Genomic DNA, 16943 nt, shown 5'->3' with positions numbered 1-16943 from the left:
GCGTAAGCCTACTGCGCCCGCGCGCTTCGCATTGCCGCGAGGGTCGCGTCCACATCGGCCATTTGCTTCAGGCTGTCGGCGCTCATGACATAGGTGCCGGCGAGCAGATCGCCGAGGCGCTGCTTGCGCTTGGTGCAGAGCACGACGATTCCCGCCGGCACGCCGCCCGCCAAGACCGGGTTGACTTCAACGAGCCGCGTCAGCGTGCGCACGAAAGCGCGACCGATACCTGGCGTACGGCCGTCCTTATCGACCACCTTCAACCCTGTGATCAGCTTGCCGAGGCTGCGGCCCCGAAAGCCTTCGGTGACCGGAAAGTAGAGCACTGAGAGTGCGAGCGCGGGAATGAGAATGGTGTTCGCGGGAAGCTCGCTGCCGTTCGGGATCAGGCCGATCGCCAAGGCGGGCACGAAGAACAGCGCCACCAGCGCAAGCAGATCGATCCAACAGCCAAGCCAACGGCGCACCAAGATCCCGCCTGTGTCCATGTCTTCAGCAGCTTGTTGAACCGCCGTTTTCTGAACGTCCGCCATCGTGTTTCTCCCCCACGCAACCTTAGCAACAAGCCCGCGCGGCGCAAAAGGGGGCGCGTCCGTTGACGAACGACGCTCCCCGCCGCATCAACCGCCCATGATTCCACGTTATGCACGCCCCGACATGGTGGCGATTTGGGAGCCTGAGAGCCGCTACGGCATCTGGCTTGAGATCGAGACGCTCGCCATGGAGGCGATGGCGGAGTTGGGCACGATCCCAAAGAGTGCGGCGGTAGAGTATCGCGCCAAGGGCAAGTTCGACGTCGCCCGCATCGACGAGATCGAGCGCGAGGTGAAGCACGACGTGATCGCGTTTCTCACCAGCGTCGCCGAGCACGTCGGGCCGGAAAGCCGTTTTGCCCACCAAGGCATGACCTCAAGCGATGTGCTGGACACGTGCTTGGCCGTCCAGCTGGCACGCGCGAGTGATTTGCTCATCGCCGGCTGCGAACGCGTGATGGCTTCTCTTAAGAAGCGCGCGATCGAACACAAGATGACGCCGACGATCGGCCGCAGTCACGGCATCCACGCTGAGCCCACGACGTTCGGGCTGAAGCTAGCCGGCCACTACGCCGAGTTCGCACGCAATCTCGAGCGCTTGCACATGGCGCGCTTCGAGATCGCGACCTGCGCCATCTCCGGCGCCGTCGGCACCTTCGCGCAGATCGACCCGCGCGTTGAGGCTTATGTCGCCGAGAAGCTGGGGCTAGTCCCTGAGCCGGTCTCAACACAAGTCATCCCGCGCGATCGCCATGCGGCGTTTTTCGCGGCGCTCGGCGTTGTCGCCGCTGGGATCGAGCGGTTGGCGACTGAAGTGCGCCACTTGCAGCGCACCGAGGTGTTGGAAGCAGAGGAATTCTTCGAGCCCGGCCAAAAGGGTTCGTCGGCAATGCCGCACAAGCGCAACCCCGTGCTGACGGAAAACCTGTGCGGCCTGGCGCGACTGGTGCGCAGCGCGGTGACGCCGGCGATGGAAAACGTGGCGCTCTGGCATGAGCGCGATATCAGCCACTCCTCGGTCGAGCGCGGCATCGGCCCGGACGCCACGATCCATCTCGATTTTGCGCTGCACCGAGTGGCGATGGTGATTGAGAAGCTTGTCGTCTATCCCGAGAACATGGCGCGCAATCTGGCGCTGCTCGGCGGACTGCACAATTCGCAGCGTGTGATGCTCGCTCTGACGCAAGCCGGCGTGAGCCGCGAAGACGCCTATCGCCTGGTACAGCGCAACGCGATGGCGGTGTGGCAAAGCCCGCCGCCCCGGCCGAGCACAGCGCTGATCGATCGGCTGAGGGCGGACCCCGACGTCACCGCCAAGCTTGACCCCAAGACGCTCGAAGGCTGCTTCGACGATGCACATCACTTTGCGCGCGTCGATGAGATCTTCGCGCGCGTTTTCGGCTAGCTCGCGTCGTTCATCCGCGCCTGCACGACAGCGGCCATGGTCTGCATCTGCGCCTGCGCGCGCTCAACGCGGACGGATTGGCGCTGCAACCGCTCGACGGCGCGCTGGCTGTTGCGTGCGTTTTCCGCGCGCTCGGCCATCTCGCGCAGGCGCTCGCTCTCCAACACGAACCGTGCGGCCGCTTGCTGCAATTCTACGACGTCAGAGCACGCCACCCGGGCGGCTTGGCGCATGCTGCGTATCTCCGGCCATTGCGCGAATGAGAGATGGCCGACCAATTGGCGCGCCTGGCCGCGGAAATCGGAGGCATCGACGAACCCTGCGGCGAAGGCGACGAGAACACTGACGTCGATGCTGCTGAGTGCATTCGGATCGCCGCCCATGGCTGGGATCATCGGCCACGTGACGCCATTGGCCTGCATCTCAGCGCTGTAGGCCCGCACGGCGCCGCGCAGCACCGCCCGGCCCTCGGACGTGCACACGTCCGCGCCGCCTGACCCTGCAGCGAAGCGCGCGAGGAGTTCGCTGGCCTCGGCCGCCGGCATGCGAACAGGCGCCTGCGCGCACGCCGCCGTCGCCAAGACCAACACACTCGCTAACGCCCGCCGCATCGAGGGAACAATGCCTTGGCAGCGTAGAGGAACCGTTCATTAACGGGGCTAATCCTGCTTAACCGCAGTCGCTTGACCTTCGTCGCCCCATGTGCTTTGTATCACAAAGTTCTTTTACAGGAGATCAATCGTGCGTATCGTTGCTATGACCGTCGCCCTGCTGGCTGCAGTAATTCTAGCCCCCGCCACAGCAGCCTACGCGCAAGCGCACCAGGGCCCCGACCTCGCTGCCCAGCGCGCCGCAATGGAGCGCATCGCTGGCATGGCGGGCGATTGGCGAGGTGAGGCGAACGTCACTTTCCCGGCGACGCGCACGGTTCATCAAAACGAGCATATCGAGCGCGACATGAACGGGCTGCTGCTTGTCATTCACGGCAACGGCTACGCAACGGCCGACCGGACCGGCGCGCCGATCTTCAACGCGCTCGGTGTCATCTCGTACGACGACGCGCGCCAGATCTACGAATTCCGTGTCTACAATGACGGTCGCGCCGCGACCGCGGAAGCACATTTCCTGGACGATGGCCGCCTGCAATGGACGATGAATTTCTCGCCCGTCATCATCCGCTACACGATCACCCTCGGCGCCAATACGTGGAATGAAATCGGTGAGATGTCGCGCGACAACGGCGCGACCTGGACGCAGACAATCGAAATGAATCTCACCCGCATCCAGTAGGGCCCATTACAGACCTGACGAGCCCCTCCCGCGGCGCTAACATGGGCGAAACGCGGGAGGGAATCGTGACTGATACTGCACCAGCGAAGTCCGGCGCGCCTTGGCACTTGTGGGTTGTCGGCGTCGTTTCGCTCTTATGGAATGCGTTCGGCTGCTACGATTACTACATGACCAACACGGGCGGTGATGAATACCTCCGCTCCTATGGCATGACCGCAGCGCAGATCGCTTTCTACCATGCCATGCCCGCGTGGATGACGGGCGCTTGGGCAGTTGGTGTGTGGGGCGCGTTGCTCGGTTCCGCCCTGTTCTTGCTCCGCAGCAAATGGGCCTTCCACGTCTTCGTCGTCTCGTTCGCCGCGTTCGTGCTGAGCGTCATCTACACCTACGGCTTCACCAACGGCGCCGAAGTCAACGGCATGATCGCCATCGTCATGAGCGGCGTCATCGCCGCGAGCTGTGTCTTCTTCATCTGGTACGCCCGCTTCGCGACGAAGCGCGGCATCCTGCGCTAACGAAAAGGGCGGCCGTGCTTTTCGCGCGACCGCCCTTCGGCAAACTCAATGCAACGTGACGCTTAAGTCCCGGCCTTCACCGAGGCGCGGGCTTCGCCCAGCGCTTCTTCCATCTTGGCGCGGATTTGGTGGTCGGAGAGCTGGACCGCGTGCAGGTCGAGATCGCCTCGGATCTTACGGAACAGGTCTTCGACGCCGGCCTCCTCCAGGTCGGCGATGACAACCGACTTGGCGTAGTCCTCGGCGGCCTCGTCGGTGAGGCCCATGAGCCCCGCCGCCCAACGCCCAACGATCTTGGCGCGGCGCGCCTGGGCCTTGAACTCAAGCTCTTGATCGAGCTGGTATTTCATTTCCTCGCCGCGCTTGCGATCGTCGAATTGGCTCATGGCCGGGCTTCTCCTCGTCTTCAGCCTCTGAATAGGGACGTCACACGGGCGGATCAATGGCAGCCTGAACTCGCGCCAGCGGAGTCCGCCAATTGTGGCGCTTGGGCTTCTCCCCTAAGTACTTAGCTAGGCCCGGGCGGAGCGATTCCGCCTTTGGCGCCGCATCTGAGCCACCAAGGCGCTTCGGAGCGCCGCCCCTCGAGGAGGGAGCCACCCATGTCGCGTCGCAAGAAGATCTACGAAGGTAAGGCCAAGATCCTGTTCGAAGGTCCCGAGCCCGGCACCATCATCCAATACTTCAAAGACGACACGACCGCTTTCAACGCGCAGAAGAAGGCGATCCTCGAAGGCAAGGGCGTGATCAACAATCAGATCTCCGGGTTCATCATGCAGAACCTGAACGCGATCGGCGTACCCACTCATTACATCAAGACCATGAACATGCGCGAACAGCTCGTGCGTGAAGTCGAGATCATCCCGCTCGAAGTGGTGTGCCGTAACATCGCCGCCGGCTCGCTGTCGACGCGCCTCGGCATCGAGGAAGGCACGCCGTTGCCGCGCTCGATCATCGAGTTCTATTACAAGAAGGATGAGCTCAACGACCCGATGGTCGCTGAAGAGCACATCACCGCGTTCAACTGGGCGTCGACGCAAGAGATCGACGATCTCATGGCGCTGACGCTGCGCGTGAATGATTATCTGTTCGGCATGTTCGGCGCCGTCGGCATTAAGCTCGTCGACTTCAAGCTCGAGTTCGGCCGCCTCTACGAGGGCGACATGGTCCGCACCGTGATCGCCGACGAGATCAGCCCGGACAGCGCGCGGCTGTGGGATGTCCAGACCAACGAGAAGATGGACAAGGACCGCTTCCGTCGCGACCTCGGCAACGTCACCGAGGCTTATGTCGAAGTCGCGCGGCGGCTTGGCATCGTCAAGCAGAACGTCGCCGCCGGCGGTGGCGGCGACATAGTGCATTGAGTGAGTTCAACGAACCCTCCTCGCCGGTTTGCTACGCGGGCGCGTTCGGTTCGAGGGGGAGCGTTATGAAAGCGATCGTGACTGTCGGCCTGAAGCCGGGCGTCCTTGACGTGCAAGGCAAGGCCGTAGCCGGCGCTTTGAAAGAGCTTGGCTTCGGTGCGGTCCACGACGCGCGCGTCGGCAAGCAGATCGAAATCCAGCTCGACGGCGATCTCGATCCGGAAACCGCTGAAGCGCAGGTCCGCGAGATGTGCGAAAAGCTGCTCGCCAACACCGTGATCGAAAGCTACCGCGTCGAGATTTCGCGCTAGCGCGATGGTCGCCACGCGCCGCGTCGCAATGCTTGCGCTGACGGCGATGATGCTTGGTGTCGGCACGAGCGGTTCGCGAGCGTACGCTCAACCCGGCCCCCTTCGCCCCGAGCAAGCGTTTCAAACGCTGAAATCCTTTGTCGGCGATTGGCAGGGCGTGACGGAGAGCGAGCGCCAATTCCAGGTCAGCTATCGCCTAACCGCGAATGACACCGTGTTGGTCGAAACCTGGACCATGTCGCCAACGCCCCAATCGATGACGGTCGATCACATGGATGGCAATGCGCTGATCGCGACGCATTACTGCCCGCAAGGCAATCAGCCTCGCCTGCAATACCGCCCGGAGACATCGAACGAGCGACTGCACTTCACGTTTCGGGACGCCACCAACCTGCCCGATGCCAACGTCGCGCATCAGCACGAATTCTGGATACGCCGCCACGCCGACGGGACGTTCGCGCGTAACGAGACCTATCTCGAAAACGGCGAACCGGGCAGCGAGACGGCGATTTTCACCCGTATCCCGGCGCCCGCGAACACTCCCTGAGCGATCACACTTTGCTGATCGGGCGCGTGCTTCGTCGCATCACGCTTGAGCGTGGCGTGCCGCCCCTTAGCGTTTTGTCATGCTTCGAACCCTGATCGCCGCCCTCTCGCTCGCCTGCCTTGCCGCACCCGCATCGGCGCAGGAGTGGTCGCCTACGGAGCAAATCGCGGCCGAGACGTTGTACCAGATGCTTCCTGGCCCCAACGAAGGCGAGACGCGGGAAGTCTTTTTCTGGCGCCCGCCGAACGCGTCGGATGGGCCGTTGCCGGTGCTTTACATGGCGGACGGTTTTGCCGGCCTGGAGGTCGCTGTTTCTCGTATCCGCCCCGCAATCATTGAAGGGCGTGCGCGCCCGATCGTCGTGGTCGCGATGGCGGCGAATCCGGAATACCGCCGCGTTGAATATGCGCTGGGGCGGCGCGACAGCCCGATTTGGGAAGCGCACTTCGCGTGGTTCACCAACACCGTGCTGCCCTGGGCGGAGATTCACGCTGGGGCCTCAACCGAGCGTTCTCAACGCGGCGTCGGCGGCATGTCGAACGGCGCCGACTTCGCCATCGCTGCTGCGTCGCGCCGGCCGGATCTCTTTAGCGCTGTGCTGGCGCATTCGCCGGTCAACGACTTGCGCAGCTGGTTCAGGTCGGAGCCGGACACGCGGTGGGTGCTGACGGCCGGGCAAAGCGAACGTGCAGGCGCCGTTGCGCTGCTCAGCTCACGCATCGCCATCGCGATCGGCGACCGGCCCCTCCGTCAATGCATCGGCCTGTGGCACCACGACATGAGCGGATGGCGCAACGTCTCTCCTGGATCGGTCGCGTGGCTGTTCGATCTTGCCGATCCTCACGCCGTCGAAATCCCGCAAGAGCGCGAAAGCTGCCGCGTGCGCAACGACGGCTGAACCGCGGCAAGCGCTCAGGCTATTTACCGCCGCTGTCGTCATCGCCCAGCGGTACAATTGGGCCGCCATTGCCACGAAGGCGTCCGCCGCGATCGCGTGGGCCGCGGATGGAAAGGAGCGTAAGCGCTATCAGGCTCGCCAAACCGATCGCGACCGCGAGGATCTCAATCGTCATCATGCCCCTTAGGTGGGGCGTTGCACCTGTCGCGTCAGGCGCCGCAACTGCAGACGCCTGATGCATTTTCGGTGTTATGTTATTGCGGCACGAGCGCCGCTTCACTGCTCAACGGCCGCGCCATCAGTTCGGTGATCGACAAGCCCACTTCGTTGTGACCGCCAAACGCCGTGCCGGTTTGTGAATTTCCGACGCGTTCGCCAATCGCGGTGTAAGCATCCGCCGGCAGCGCCACGTAGCCAACGCGCGGCGCCAGCGTGGCCGCGTTCTGCACGAAGTAATCGACAAAGCGGCGAACTTGCGGGCGCCGGAGCGCTTCGGCGTTGACGTAGATGAACATCGGCCGCGAGAGCGCGTAGGAGCCCGACGCAATCGTTTCCGGCGACGGCGTCACGCCATCAATAGCCAGCACTTTAAGCCGCTCGCGGTTCTGCTCGTAGTAAGCATAGCCGAAATAGCCCATGCCGCCGGCATTGCCCGCCACGCCCTGCACGATGACGTTATCGTCCTCGCTCGGCGTATAATCTGTGCGCGAAGCGCCGCCGTCGCCGTTCACGGCTTCGGTGAAGAAGTCGAACGTGCCCGACGCCGTGCCCGGGCCAAACAATTGCAACGGGGCGTTCGCCCAGCTGCGGTTGACTTGCCGCCAGGTCGTCACCGTGCGTTCAGCGCTCGGCTCCCAGACGCGGCGGAGCTCGGCCATCGTCACGCCGGAGACCGGGTTCGACGGATGCACGACGACGCTGATGCCGTCGAACGCGATCGGGATTTCGACGTACTGAATATTCGCGCCGGCGCAAATGGCCATCTCCTCCGCTGAGATCGGACGCGACGCGTTGGAGATTTGCGTCTCACCGCGACAAAACTTACCGAAGCCGCCACCGGTGCCGCTTTCGCCGACAGTGACGCGCGCGCCGCCACGCTGGCTTTGTCCAAAGCCTTCCGCCGCCGCTTCGGCCAGCGGAAACACCGTGGACGACCCGTCGATAGCGATCTGTTCGGAGCCCGCGCCGCCGCCGGCTTGCTGTTGGCCCTCGCCGCCGCACGCCGCGAGCGCGGCAATTGCAACGACGACCACCGCCGCACGTATTGAAAGTCCACGCGTCATCATACTCACCCTCATTGCTTCGCCGTGAATCGCAGCGCCCGCGTCTTGCCCACCGTTTGTGACAGCCTCGTCTCAGTCCCCGCCGCCGCCATCACCACCGCTGTCGCTGCCGCCATCCGAACTGTCCTGGTCCTGACGCCGGCTTGACCCGCCGTTGTCCACAACCAGCGGCGTTGCGGCGCCATCACCGTCGTCTCGCTTCTGCCGGTTGGGATTGTTGATCCTCACCAGGATGCCGATCAGCAACGCTGTGACGCCGATCGTGACCAGTGTCGTGACGATAGTGAAAGTCGGGATCATTGGCGCTGGCTCTTAGCAAGGCGGCGGGGTGAAGTCATGCCGACCGCGTAAAGCGCGCTACGTTTCAGGTTCCATCGCGTTGCATGTGACAGTACGGCAACGTACCCTCGCGCAACTGGGCTTCGGCCTGCGGTGACTCGGGGGAGGCGCTATGAAGGATATTCGGAGCGCCATTCCGCAGCCCTTGCCCGAGGGCCTCGAACTCAGCGAACTCGATCCGATCTATCGCGAGCAGCCGCACGCGCGGCTGGACCGTCTGCGCTGCGAAGCGCCGCGCTACCAAGATCCCGCGTCCGAGACTGGGCGGCTTTTTCTGACCCGCCACGCCGACGTGCGCGCGGCACTAATCGATCGATCGCTGACGCGGGACACCAAGAAGACCTACTCGCGCGGCGCCGAGGCCGTGCCCGACACGCTGCTCGACAAGGATGGCGAGGAGTTAGCGCTTGGCCGCATGCTGGTGGCGCGAGCGTTCGATACGCGCGGCGTGGAGAGCCGCCGCGGCCTGATCACGCAAATCATCGACGATGCGCTCGACGGTCTTGGCGCGCGCTTTGACGCGATGCGCGATTTCGCGGCGCCTATTCCGATCCGCGTCATGACTGCGATCTTCGGCCTCCCACAAGACAATCTGGCACAGCTGCGCGATTGGGCAGAAGACGCCGCGGTGCTGGGCATGCATCCCAATCGCACCACCGAGCAGAACATCCGCCTAATGACCTCGGCGGCAGGCCTGCGGAAGCTGGTGTTCGACACCATCGCCGCGCGACGCGCCGAGCCACGGGACGATCTGCTCTCTACCCTCGTCCTCGCCGAAGCGAACGGCCGCCGCCTCGACGATTCCGAGGTCGCGCCGCTTTGCATCTTCGGCATGATCGCCGGCAGCCTGACCACGACGGACCTGATCGGCAACACCATCGTCTTGCTGCTGCAGAACCCCGATCAGCGCGCATTGCTCGAAGGCAATCCGAGGCTGGTAGCCTGCGCGGTAGAAGAGTCGCTGCGCCTTGAACCACCAGTCAGCGCCGTCGCGCGCCACGTGGTCGAGGACGGAGAGGTCATGGGGTGCCCGATGCGCGCAGGCGGTACCGTGAAGGCCTCGCTGTTGGCGGCCAATCACGACCCCGACCTGTGCGAAGAACCACACGCCTTCCGCATCGACCGGCTCGTTGTCCCCAAGCATTTCGCCTTTGGCGGCGGCGCGCACGGTTGCCTCGGCGCGGGCTTGGCCCGGCTGGAAGCGCAACTCGCGGTCGAGCGCCTGCTCGCACGCTTCCCGGGACTCAGCCTCGTTCCCACCGACATGCCGCGAAAAAAGACCACCTACGGCTTCCGCGGCTATGCCCGCATACCTCTCAGCCGCTGATCGCTCTTGGCCGGAATCACGCCAGCCTTTATCTACGGCCCATGAAATCCGCCGTGATCGTCTTTCCGGGGTCAAACTGTGACCGTGATGCCGCCCGCGCGCTGACGCGCATTACCGGCACGCCTGCGAAGATGGTTTGGCATAAAGATACCGATCTACCCGAAGGCACCGATCTGGTGGTGCTGCCAGGCGGTTTTTCTTACGGCGATTACCTTCGCTCCGGCGCTATGGCCGCGAAGAGCCCGGTGGTGAAGGCAGTCATTGCGCATGCGGAACGCGGCGGACTGGTGCTCGGCATCTGCAATGGCTTCCAGGTGCTTACCGAAACGCGGCTCCTGCCCGGCGCGCTGGCGCGCAACGCGGGCCTGAAGTTCAGCTGCAAGGAAGTGCCGCTGGCTATCACCAATGTGAACACCGCTTTTACCCGGGCTTATCGCGAGACGCGCGAAACCGAAATCCCAATCGCGCACGGCGACGGCCGTTTCATCGCCGACGCGGACACGCTCGATCGCATCGAGGGCGAAGGCCAAGTGATCTTCCGCTATCTCGCCAACCCCAACGGCTCCGACCGCGACATCGCCGGCGTCATGAACGCGCGTGGCAACGTGATGGGGATGATGCCGCACCCCGAACGCGCGTCCGATCCGGTGCTAGGCCGCACTGGCGGTACGGCGGTGTTCCAGAGCTTGCTCGAGGCCGCATGAGCGCGAAGAAACAAGCCAGCGCGTCAGGCTCGGACTTCGACTCCGAAGTCGATGGTGCGCGGAAGCGTCTCGAAGCATCGCTGAACGAGGAAACGGGATTCGACGACCTCGCTGCACTGCAGGCGCTCGCGCCAATTCTCGCGGACAAAATCCGCTCGCGCCGGCTTGCGTTTGCCCTCGCCGACGATGAGGACGACGAAACCCAGATCGCCGTCATCCACGTTCAAACCGACGAAGAGCTTGGCTTCATCTTCGCCGAGGACGGCGAGTACGTGTTCGAGAGCAATCTGGAAGCGTACTTCGACGATTTCGTCGATGACGATCCGGCGCGCTTTGTGGAGCGCCTGTACGAAACGCTGCGCGCCGATCTGCCGAAGTACGAAGTCGAGAACAAAGGCTGAGCCTCAGCCCGGCGTGGCTTCACCCGCAGGCGCCTCTGTTGCCGCTTCAACGACATCCGGCGCGACATTGGCGCGCGCATTGACTTCACGCGGCGAGAACGCCTGAGCGCGCGCCAGCGCCTGTTCAACCTGTGCTGCCGGCAGTTGCGCCTCAAGTTGCGCCGCGCGCTCGGCCGCGCCTTCGTCACCCTGGCGCGCGGCGAGCATGAACCAGAACAGCGCTTCTTCGGCGCTCGCGTTCACGCCTCGGCCTTGCTGGTAGAGGATTCCGAGATTGAATTGGCTGTCGGCGAGATTGAGCTCCGCCGCTTGTCTGAACCAGCGGAACGCGGCGGCTTCATCGGCGGGGGCACGCTCGGCGCGCGCAAAATAGACACCGAGGTCGTGCATGGCGCGGACGTTGCCGGCGGCAGCCGCGCGCTCAGTCCACTGCCGCGCGAGCGCCGGATCGGCGGCGACGCCTTCGCCGGCTGCGTACATTTGCGCCAACCGGTGCTGCGCTGGCGCGAAGTTCTCGTCAGCTGCTTCCTGAAGCAGCGCGATGCCTTCCGCCTGATCACCCTGATCGATCAGCTGCAGCGCGGTTTCATAGCGCAGCGGCAGATCGTTGGCCGACTGTGGCGCAGGCAAGATCACCGCCGCCGCCGATGCGGGTTCAATCGTGGCGACAACCTCTCCCTCACTCTGCGCATACCAGAAGGCGCCGAAGCCAAGCGCCCCGACACACGCCGCGACCTTCACGAGCCCGATCGGAAAGCGAAACTCTTCTTCGGGGTCCTCGCGCCTGCGGGTCGGCGTGATGAGTTCTGCCTCGGCGGCCTGGCGCGCCTTGACGATGTAATCCGCGATGGGCGGCGCTGGCTCGACAAGCTCTAGTGGCGCTTGTTCGGCGGCGATCTCTTCGGAACCTTCGCTCGCGATGCCATCAGTGGAGATGGGCGGTTCTTCCTGCGGAATGCTTGGCGGCTTCGCGATGCGCGCGCGTTGAACAGGTTCGCGGCCGGTGATCAGCGAAGCGAGCTTGGCGATGGAGACGGCGCCCTTCGAACGCGGCGCCACCTCGGCCAGCATCTGACCCTTGATGACCGCCGCGCCGAAGAGTGCAGGATCGAACGCCAATGATTCCACCGGCGCGATGTTTAACGCTTCCGCGAAATCCTTGAGCGTGATCTCCGGCCGCTTCGGCACGCCAACCATGGACAGTGCGACGATCGGCTCGGCGCGGCCGGCGCGTTCGCTCTTCACGGCGCGCAGGATGGCTTCGGCATTGCGCAGACTGGCGAGATCGGGCGACGCCACCATGACGATGTCATCGGCCGCGACCAGCGCCTGCTTGACCCATGGCGCCCATGTGTGGGGCAGGTCCAACACGACAAAGGAGCTCAAACGCCGGACGCGGCGGATCAACGTTTCGACGTGCTCTGGATCAAGGTGATCTTCCTTCTGCAACGAAGCCGGCGCGCTCAGGATGCGCAACCGCTCGCCGCACTGGACCGCGACGCGATCCGGTGCGCCTTCGTCATCGGGCTGAGCCAACGCATCGGCAATGGATCGCGGCGTTTCGATCTGCGCCTCGAACGCCGCCGTGCCGAACGACCAATCGAGATCCACCAGGGCCGCCGCGATCTCATGCTCTTCGGCGATGGACCAGGCGAGGTTGCGGGCGATCGTTGAAGCGCCGACGCCGCCACGGGCGCCGATCACGGCGATCACGTGCGAACTGTCGGTTTCCGCGAACAGGCGGCAGGCCACGTCAACAAGCTGCTCAGGCGAGGCCGGCGTCAGCACATATTCGCTGACGCCGCGCGCCGCGAGTTCGCGGAAGAGTCCGACATCGTTGACCGCACCAATGATGACAAGCTTGGTCTTGGCGTCGAGCAGGCCGGTGAGGCGCTCCAACGCTCTGAACATCGCCAGCCCGCTTAGCGTGGTGTCGATGATGAGCAGATCCGGACTTTGTTGAGCGGCGAAGCGCACGATGGCGCCGTCGAGGCCGCCGCGTTCGTGACTAATGTCGGCGCGCGCCATTCGGCGATCCGACGCAAGCGCGCCCGCGAGTTCGCCCGAATGGCCGCGATCCCAACTGATGTGGACGGAGATCGGCGGCGTCGGCGCGTGCGGACGCTGATCCTCAGCCGGCCTACGCGATAGCGGGCGCGGCGCGGTATTTTCATTCGCCGGTCGCTGCGCTTCGTCGTCCACAAGCGGCGCCGACGCGACGCTGGCGGCCCGCACGAACTCTTCCAGCGTTTCCGGCGGATCGAACGGCGCGTCGTCCTCTAGTTCGGGCTCGGCGACGCCGAGAAGGTCTTCAACGTCCGGCGGATCGAACGGCGGCAACTCGTCCTCGCCGCTGTCCCCAAGGACGAGCACGTTGGGCGCCGGCTCATCGCCGAGCGCAGGAGTCTGGAGAACAAACTCCGTCTCTTCCTCCGCGTCGAAATCAGCGGCGCGTTCGAGTGGGGGCGTCGAGACCAGCGAGAGAACCGGCGCGCTCGATCGCTCCGGAACGAACTCCGCCTCGCCCTCGATGTCCAACGCGTTCGCCGGAAACGGCGTTTCGCTCGGCGCGTAAGGCGATACGCCCGCACCCGACCGCGCGCGCCTGGCGCGCGTACGCGCTCTTTGTCTGCTTGCAGCGTCGATCACGAAGCGTCCGCATTGCAACGGGCGCCGCTTGTCGCAGCATCCCAACCCATACCGGCATTGATGCTCGCTTGGTTTTCTTGCGAACCAATTAGCAAGGATCGCTAACGGCACGTTCACCAAGCGCAAACAAAACGGCCCTCCCGAAGGAGGGCCGTGAGGGGAATGGATGCTTTTGCGTTTAGCGCACGGTGAAGGGGTCCGCCTCGGCGCGGACGTTGGCGTCCTCTTCACGCAACATCGACATCGCGCGCTGCACACGTGGGTCGGACAACGCGGCGTTAATACGAACCAACGCCTCGACGCTTTCCGAGGATGCGCCGAACAGACGACCCAAGGACTCGAACGGGTTTTCCTGCGCCGGATAGAAGCGAAGCTGAACGCGAGCGTCTTCTTCGATCCCGGCCAACGCGCGTGCTCGCACGACGGCGTGGCTGAAGCCGCCGAGGCTATCCACCAAGCCGTGCTGCAGCGCTTGTTGGCCGGTCCACACGCGCCCACCAGCGACGGCGCGCACTTGTTCCGGTGTCATCTCGCGGCCTTCGGCGACCAGGGCGATGAATTGCGCGTAGGCGCGATCGATAAAGCCTGCGAAGGCGGCGCGCTCAGCTTGATTGAACGGCCGGTCGGCGGAGAACATTTCCACCAACGGCGAACCGACGGTGATGGTCTCGGTGTTGGACGAGAGATAGTGATCCATCGCGCCACCGATGATCAGTTTGCCGCCCACCACGCCAATTGAACCTGTGATGGTTGACGGCTCGGCGACGATTTCGTCGGCGTAGGCGGCGACGTAGTAGCCGCCGGACGCGGCAACATCGCCCATCGAGACCACGATCTTCTTGCCGCGTTCCTGGGCCGTGCGCAGCGCGGCGAGGATCTGGTCCGAAGCCACCACCGAACCACCGGGGCTCGACACGCGGAACACGATGGCGGCCACATCCTCGTCATCCGAAGCATCAAGCAGCGCTTCGGCGATACGGTCGCTATTCATGGCGCTGTCGTCGGCGAAGATGTCGTCGTCCACTGGACCTGACACGATTGCGCCTTCGCCTTGGACGATTGCAATCACGCGTCCGCCGCTGTGCGTCGGCGCGCGATACTCCGCGAATTCCACCATTTCCGCGTTTTCCGCGCGAGCAAGCGCCGCGCGCGCGGCTTCTTCGGGGCGGCCGAGACGATCGACCAACCGCAGCTCAACGGCTCGCGCCGCTGTGAAAGGCGTGGATTCCACGGCGGTGCGCACCGCGGCGGGTTCGATTTCGCGATCCGCGGCGATCGACGCGAGCATGTTGTCATAGAGCCCCGTCATCAGGCTCGTCATCGACTCGCGGTGCGCCGGGGAGAACGTGCGATCCGTGAGCGTGGCCGCGGCATTCTTGTAGTCCTCGCGCGTCTCGAACTGCGCCAGCATATGATAGCGCTGCAGCGTGCCGGCGAAGAACGTGACCTCCGCCGAGAGGCCCATGGGCATGAACTCACTCGACTCTTGCAGCCAAACTTCGTCTGCGTCGGCGACAGCCAAGTAGCCGGGCATCGACATGCGCACGCCGTCATTCTGGACGTGGGCGATCACGAACTTGCCGGTCTGACGGAAAGCCGCGATCGCGGTGCGGATTTCTTCCGCTTGCGAAGCCGGCATGCCGCCAGTGTTGGAACGGATGAAGATGCCTTGCACCGCATTGTCGGTGCGGGCGGCGTCGATGCGTCCGAGAACGTCCAGCAGAGCCTGCTCGCCGCCGAACGCCGCGAAGGCGTTCGTCGGCTGCTGGTCCGTCATGGCTTCACGCAGATCCAGCTGCAGCACCATGCGCGCCGGTTGCGGCGGCGGGCTGGCGGACGCGGTGATCATGCCGATGATCAGAAACGGCATCAGAAAGAGGAAAACGACCAGGCCGACCAGAACGCCGCCTACGGTAATCAGGAACTGCTTCAACGACCCTACTCCACGAGACCCAAGCCGATTTTATCGATAAATGATATGAACGAGCCCGGAAGGCAAGCATCTTCTTATCGAAAAATGATAAGACCGCAGTAACCACGTCCCTGGCCGGAATGCTGACGCAGCGTATTTCCCAGACCGCGAAGCTGACGCATGATGGGTTTGGAGGGTGCGCGTCGATGTCCGGCTCACAAAGGCCAGTGTTCGCCAGTGACGACTGGATGCACGAGCAGCAAATGCGCGCCGAGCTTGAGGCTGAGGCCTGGCGGCGCCTGCGACATGAGTTGGCCGCGCCACCTCCAGCACAAGCGACCGCCCCCTCGACGCAGATCGATCCACATCAAACCGGCAGCACCATTCTCAAAGCCGTCGTGCGCTTCACGCTGGCGGCGTTCGGCGCTTATCTCGCCTTCCTCGCGGCAGTGGACTCGCAGCTTGGCGAGTTTGAAGTGTGGCTCGCTGTCGGCGCCACGTTCGCCGTTACGCTTGCGCTCACGATGTTCGGCCCGCTGCGACGGTTCGTGCACATGCTGGCGGAGACGACACGCTGGATGCTGCTGATCGCGATCGGCTTCGGCGCCGTGTGGATGGTTACGCACTACGTGGTGTGAGGACCCTGCGGCCGATCCGGACCAAGCACGAGTGCGCGCAGACCGCCGTCGCCGAACAAATTGAAGAGCAGCCGATAGAAGTCGTCGCCAAGCCGGCGGAAGGGCAACGACCAGCGCGGCAGCAACGGTCTGTCAGATTGTCGCTCGATCCATGAGCGCTTGCGGCTCATGCCGGTGTCGCGCGTGGTGGGTACCGGCTGCAGGCCAATGATCATCGGCGCGATGGTGCGCACGCGCAGATTCATGCGGTGACCTTCGTCGTAAGTCCAATCGATCATCCGGCGCGCGGGCTTCATGTGGCGCAGCATTTTCGCAGCCGCTGCGCGCGTGACGATGTAGGCGGTCCCGCCCGCGTGTCGCACCAGGAACGAGCAAAGCCGCACATCATCGCGATAGGTATGGCGCAACACCAACGGGCCCGGATGGCGCACGTGCAGCTTCAGGATGTCCCACGCCTCGATGTCGTTGAGCGCGTAGCTAACCTTTTCGATGAAATCCGCTGGGATTGTCGCATCGTCCTCGAAGATTAGCCCGAACGGTTTGTCTTGCACGAGAAACGCTTCGAGCGCGCGATAATGGCTCAGATAGCAGCCCACATCGGCGTTGGTGGGATTGCGGTGATGCCCGCGAACCCAGGCATCGAGATCGAACATCGCCTTGATCTCCGGCGCCGCCATATCGAGTTTGCTGCCGTCGATCGCGGAGAAGCGCTGGTACTCGATGCCGGCTGCCTTGAGATAACCATCGATCGTCGCCAAACGCGCGGCGCTGCGGTCCATGTTCAGCACTTGCGTGAAAACACGCGCGTTGAACGGCGCGCTCATAGC

20 protein-coding genes are annotated in these 16943 nt (G+C 64.0%); 11 read left to right on the top strand and 9 right to left on the bottom strand.

Annotated elements, in window-relative coordinates:
• Positions 1 to 8: 8 nt before the first annotated feature.
• Positions 9 to 533: an RDD family protein gene (locus DSM104635_RS07635; RefSeq protein WP_158765633.1), complete on the bottom strand. Its 525-nt coding sequence runs from the start codon at positions 531 to 533 to the stop codon at positions 9 to 11.
• A gap of 97 nt (positions 534 to 630) precedes the next feature.
• Between DSM104635_RS07635 and purB the strand changes: the two genes are divergently transcribed.
• The gene (gene purB, locus DSM104635_RS07630; protein ID WP_158765632.1) at positions 631 to 1938 is read left to right on the top strand and encodes an adenylosuccinate lyase; all 1308 of its coding nucleotides are present in this window, start codon (positions 631 to 633) and stop codon (positions 1936 to 1938) included.
• Here the strand turns inward: purB and DSM104635_RS07625 are convergent.
• Positions 1935 to 2483 carry a hypothetical protein gene (locus tag DSM104635_RS07625; RefSeq protein ID WP_228445941.1) on the bottom strand — a complete coding sequence of 183 codons (549 nt, stop codon included), beginning with the start codon at positions 2481 to 2483 and terminating at the stop codon, positions 1935 to 1937. The two genes, purB and DSM104635_RS07625, sit on opposite strands and share 4 nt — an antisense overlap.
• 196 nt (positions 2484 to 2679) lie before the next feature.
• Between DSM104635_RS07625 and DSM104635_RS07620 the strand changes: the two genes are divergently transcribed.
• Positions 2680 to 3228, top strand: a complete 549-nt coding sequence (locus DSM104635_RS07620) for a hypothetical protein (RefSeq protein ID WP_158765630.1) — start codon at positions 2680 to 2682, stop codon at positions 3226 to 3228.
• 65 nt (positions 3229 to 3293) lie between these two features.
• A complete protein-coding gene (locus tag DSM104635_RS07615) occupies positions 3294 to 3743 on the top strand; it encodes a hypothetical protein (protein WP_228445939.1) in 450 nt (149 codons plus the stop codon).
• Positions 3744 to 3805: 62 nt separating this feature from the next.
• On the opposite strand, the gene DSM104635_RS07610 is transcribed toward DSM104635_RS07615, so the two are convergent.
• The gene (locus tag DSM104635_RS07610) at positions 3806 to 4129 is read right to left on the bottom strand and encodes a DUF1476 domain-containing protein (protein WP_158765628.1); all 324 of its coding nucleotides are present in this window, start codon (positions 4127 to 4129) and stop codon (positions 3806 to 3808) included.
• Between the two features lie 216 nt (positions 4130 to 4345).
• Here DSM104635_RS07610 and purC point away from each other — a divergent pair, with 216 nt between their 5' ends.
• The 4 genes from purC (at position 4346) to DSM104635_RS07590 (ending at position 6863) form a co-directional block, all read left to right on the top strand.
• A complete protein-coding gene (gene purC / locus DSM104635_RS07605) occupies positions 4346 to 5107 on the top strand; it encodes a phosphoribosylaminoimidazolesuccinocarboxamide synthase (RefSeq protein ID WP_158765627.1) in 762 nt (253 codons plus the stop codon).
• A 65-nt stretch (positions 5108 to 5172) separates the two neighbouring features.
• The gene (purS, locus tag DSM104635_RS07600) at positions 5173 to 5418 is read left to right on the top strand and encodes a phosphoribosylformylglycinamidine synthase subunit PurS (protein ID WP_158765626.1); all 246 of its coding nucleotides are present in this window, start codon (positions 5173 to 5175) and stop codon (positions 5416 to 5418) included.
• Between the two features lie 4 nt (positions 5419 to 5422).
• On the top strand, positions 5423 to 5965 hold the full coding sequence (locus DSM104635_RS07595) for a hypothetical protein (protein WP_158765625.1): 543 nt from the start codon (positions 5423 to 5425) through the stop codon (positions 5963 to 5965).
• Positions 5966 to 6044: 79 nt separating this feature from the next.
• Complete coding sequence (locus DSM104635_RS07590; RefSeq protein WP_158765624.1) at positions 6045 to 6863, top strand: alpha/beta hydrolase; 819 nt, start codon at positions 6045 to 6047, stop codon at positions 6861 to 6863.
• Positions 6864 to 6882: 19 nt separating this feature from the next.
• Here the strand turns inward: DSM104635_RS07590 and DSM104635_RS07585 are convergent, their stop codons facing one another.
• The 3 genes from DSM104635_RS07585 to DSM104635_RS07575 form a co-directional block, all read right to left on the bottom strand.
• Positions 6883 to 7038 (bottom strand): hypothetical protein, encoded by a 156-nt coding sequence (locus DSM104635_RS07585; RefSeq protein ID WP_158765623.1) that lies wholly within the window; start codon positions 7036 to 7038, stop codon positions 6883 to 6885.
• Between the two features lie 79 nt (positions 7039 to 7117).
• The gene (locus DSM104635_RS07580) at positions 7118 to 8146 is read right to left on the bottom strand and encodes a PstS family phosphate ABC transporter substrate-binding protein (RefSeq protein WP_228445937.1); all 1029 of its coding nucleotides are present in this window, start codon (positions 8144 to 8146) and stop codon (positions 7118 to 7120) included.
• Positions 8147 to 8218: 72 nt separating this feature from the next.
• The gene (locus tag DSM104635_RS07575) at positions 8219 to 8446 is read right to left on the bottom strand and encodes a hypothetical protein (RefSeq protein WP_158765621.1); all 228 of its coding nucleotides are present in this window, start codon (positions 8444 to 8446) and stop codon (positions 8219 to 8221) included.
• Positions 8447 to 8597: 151 nt separating this feature from the next.
• Here DSM104635_RS07575 and DSM104635_RS07570 point away from each other — a divergent pair, with 151 nt between their 5' ends.
• The 3 genes from DSM104635_RS07570 to DSM104635_RS07560 are packed head-to-tail and all read left to right on the top strand — an operon-like array spanning position 8598 to position 10917.
• Entirely contained in the window at positions 8598 to 9812 is a 1215-nt protein-coding gene (locus DSM104635_RS07570; protein ID WP_158765620.1) for a cytochrome P450, read from the top strand.
• A 41-nt stretch (positions 9813 to 9853) separates the two neighbouring features.
• On the top strand, positions 9854 to 10516 hold the full coding sequence (gene purQ, locus DSM104635_RS07565) for a phosphoribosylformylglycinamidine synthase subunit PurQ (protein ID WP_158765619.1): 663 nt from the start codon (positions 9854 to 9856) through the stop codon (positions 10514 to 10516).
• Positions 10513 to 10917 (top strand): hypothetical protein, encoded by a 405-nt coding sequence (locus DSM104635_RS07560; RefSeq protein ID WP_158765618.1) that lies wholly within the window; start codon positions 10513 to 10515, stop codon positions 10915 to 10917. The genes purQ and DSM104635_RS07560 overlap by 4 nt, the downstream gene beginning before the upstream one ends.
• A 3-nt stretch (positions 10918 to 10920) precedes the next feature.
• Here the strand turns inward: DSM104635_RS07560 and DSM104635_RS07555 are convergent, their stop codons facing one another.
• Entirely contained in the window at positions 10921 to 13566 is a 2646-nt protein-coding gene (locus tag DSM104635_RS07555) for an AAA family ATPase (protein WP_158765617.1), read from the bottom strand.
• 178 nt (positions 13567 to 13744) lie between these two features.
• The gene (sppA, locus tag DSM104635_RS07550; RefSeq protein WP_158765616.1) at positions 13745 to 15499 is read right to left on the bottom strand and encodes a signal peptide peptidase SppA; all 1755 of its coding nucleotides are present in this window, start codon (positions 15497 to 15499) and stop codon (positions 13745 to 13747) included.
• A gap of 185 nt (positions 15500 to 15684) precedes the next feature.
• Here sppA and DSM104635_RS07545 point away from each other — a divergent pair, with 185 nt between their 5' ends.
• Positions 15685 to 16116 carry a hypothetical protein gene (locus tag DSM104635_RS07545; RefSeq protein ID WP_158765615.1) on the top strand — a complete coding sequence of 144 codons (432 nt, stop codon included), beginning with the start codon at positions 15685 to 15687 and terminating at the stop codon, positions 16114 to 16116.
• On the opposite strand, the gene DSM104635_RS07540 is transcribed toward DSM104635_RS07545, so the two are convergent.
• Positions 16104 to 16940, bottom strand: coding sequence for a glycosyltransferase family 25 protein (locus DSM104635_RS07540; protein ID WP_158765614.1), 837 nt, complete (start codon positions 16938 to 16940; stop codon positions 16104 to 16106). The genes DSM104635_RS07545 and DSM104635_RS07540 overlap by 13 nt on opposite strands.
• Positions 16941 to 16943 lie beyond the last annotated feature (3 nt).

Origin of the sequence: Terricaulis silvestris (assembly GCF_009792355.1) — a bacterium.
Taxonomy (GTDB): domain Bacteria; phylum Pseudomonadota; class Alphaproteobacteria; order Caulobacterales; family Aquidulcibacteraceae; genus Vitreimonas; species Vitreimonas silvestris.
The sequence above is the reverse complement of the archived record's forward strand: the minus strand, read 5'-3'. Positions and strand labels throughout refer to the sequence as shown.

Coding starts and splice junctions, on each gene's coding strand:
- DSM104635_RS07635 (WP_158765633.1), bottom strand. CDS start 533: ATGGCGGACGTTCAGAAAACGGCGGTTCAACAAGCTGCTGAAGACATG.
- purB (WP_158765632.1), top strand. CDS start 631: ATGATTCCACGTTATGCACGCCCCGACATGGTGGCGATTTGGGAGCCT.
- DSM104635_RS07625 (WP_228445941.1), bottom strand. CDS start 2,483: ATGCCGGCGGCCGAGGCCAGCGAACTCCTCGCGCGCTTCGCTGCAGGG.
- DSM104635_RS07610 (WP_158765628.1), bottom strand. CDS start 4,129: ATGAGCCAATTCGACGATCGCAAGCGCGGCGAGGAAATGAAATACCAG.
- purC (WP_158765627.1), top strand. CDS start 4,346: ATGTCGCGTCGCAAGAAGATCTACGAAGGTAAGGCCAAGATCCTGTTC.
- purS (WP_158765626.1), top strand. CDS start 5,173: ATGAAAGCGATCGTGACTGTCGGCCTGAAGCCGGGCGTCCTTGACGTG.
- DSM104635_RS07595 (WP_158765625.1), top strand. CDS start 5,423: ATGGTCGCCACGCGCCGCGTCGCAATGCTTGCGCTGACGGCGATGATG.
- DSM104635_RS07590 (WP_158765624.1), top strand. CDS start 6,045: ATGCTTCGAACCCTGATCGCCGCCCTCTCGCTCGCCTGCCTTGCCGCA.
- DSM104635_RS07585 (WP_158765623.1), bottom strand. CDS start 7,038: ATGACGATTGAGATCCTCGCGGTCGCGATCGGTTTGGCGAGCCTGATA.
- DSM104635_RS07580 (WP_228445937.1), bottom strand. CDS start 8,146: ATGACGCGTGGACTTTCAATACGTGCGGCGGTGGTCGTCGTTGCAATT.
- DSM104635_RS07575 (WP_158765621.1), bottom strand. CDS start 8,446: ATGATCCCGACTTTCACTATCGTCACGACACTGGTCACGATCGGCGTC.
- DSM104635_RS07570 (WP_158765620.1), top strand. CDS start 8,598: ATGAAGGATATTCGGAGCGCCATTCCGCAGCCCTTGCCCGAGGGCCTC.
- purQ (WP_158765619.1), top strand. CDS start 9,854: ATGAAATCCGCCGTGATCGTCTTTCCGGGGTCAAACTGTGACCGTGAT.
- DSM104635_RS07560 (WP_158765618.1), top strand. CDS start 10,513: ATGAGCGCGAAGAAACAAGCCAGCGCGTCAGGCTCGGACTTCGACTCC.
- DSM104635_RS07545 (WP_158765615.1), top strand. CDS start 15,685: ATGTCCGGCTCACAAAGGCCAGTGTTCGCCAGTGACGACTGGATGCAC.
- DSM104635_RS07540 (WP_158765614.1), bottom strand. CDS start 16,940: ATGAGCGCGCCGTTCAACGCGCGTGTTTTCACGCAAGTGCTGAACATG.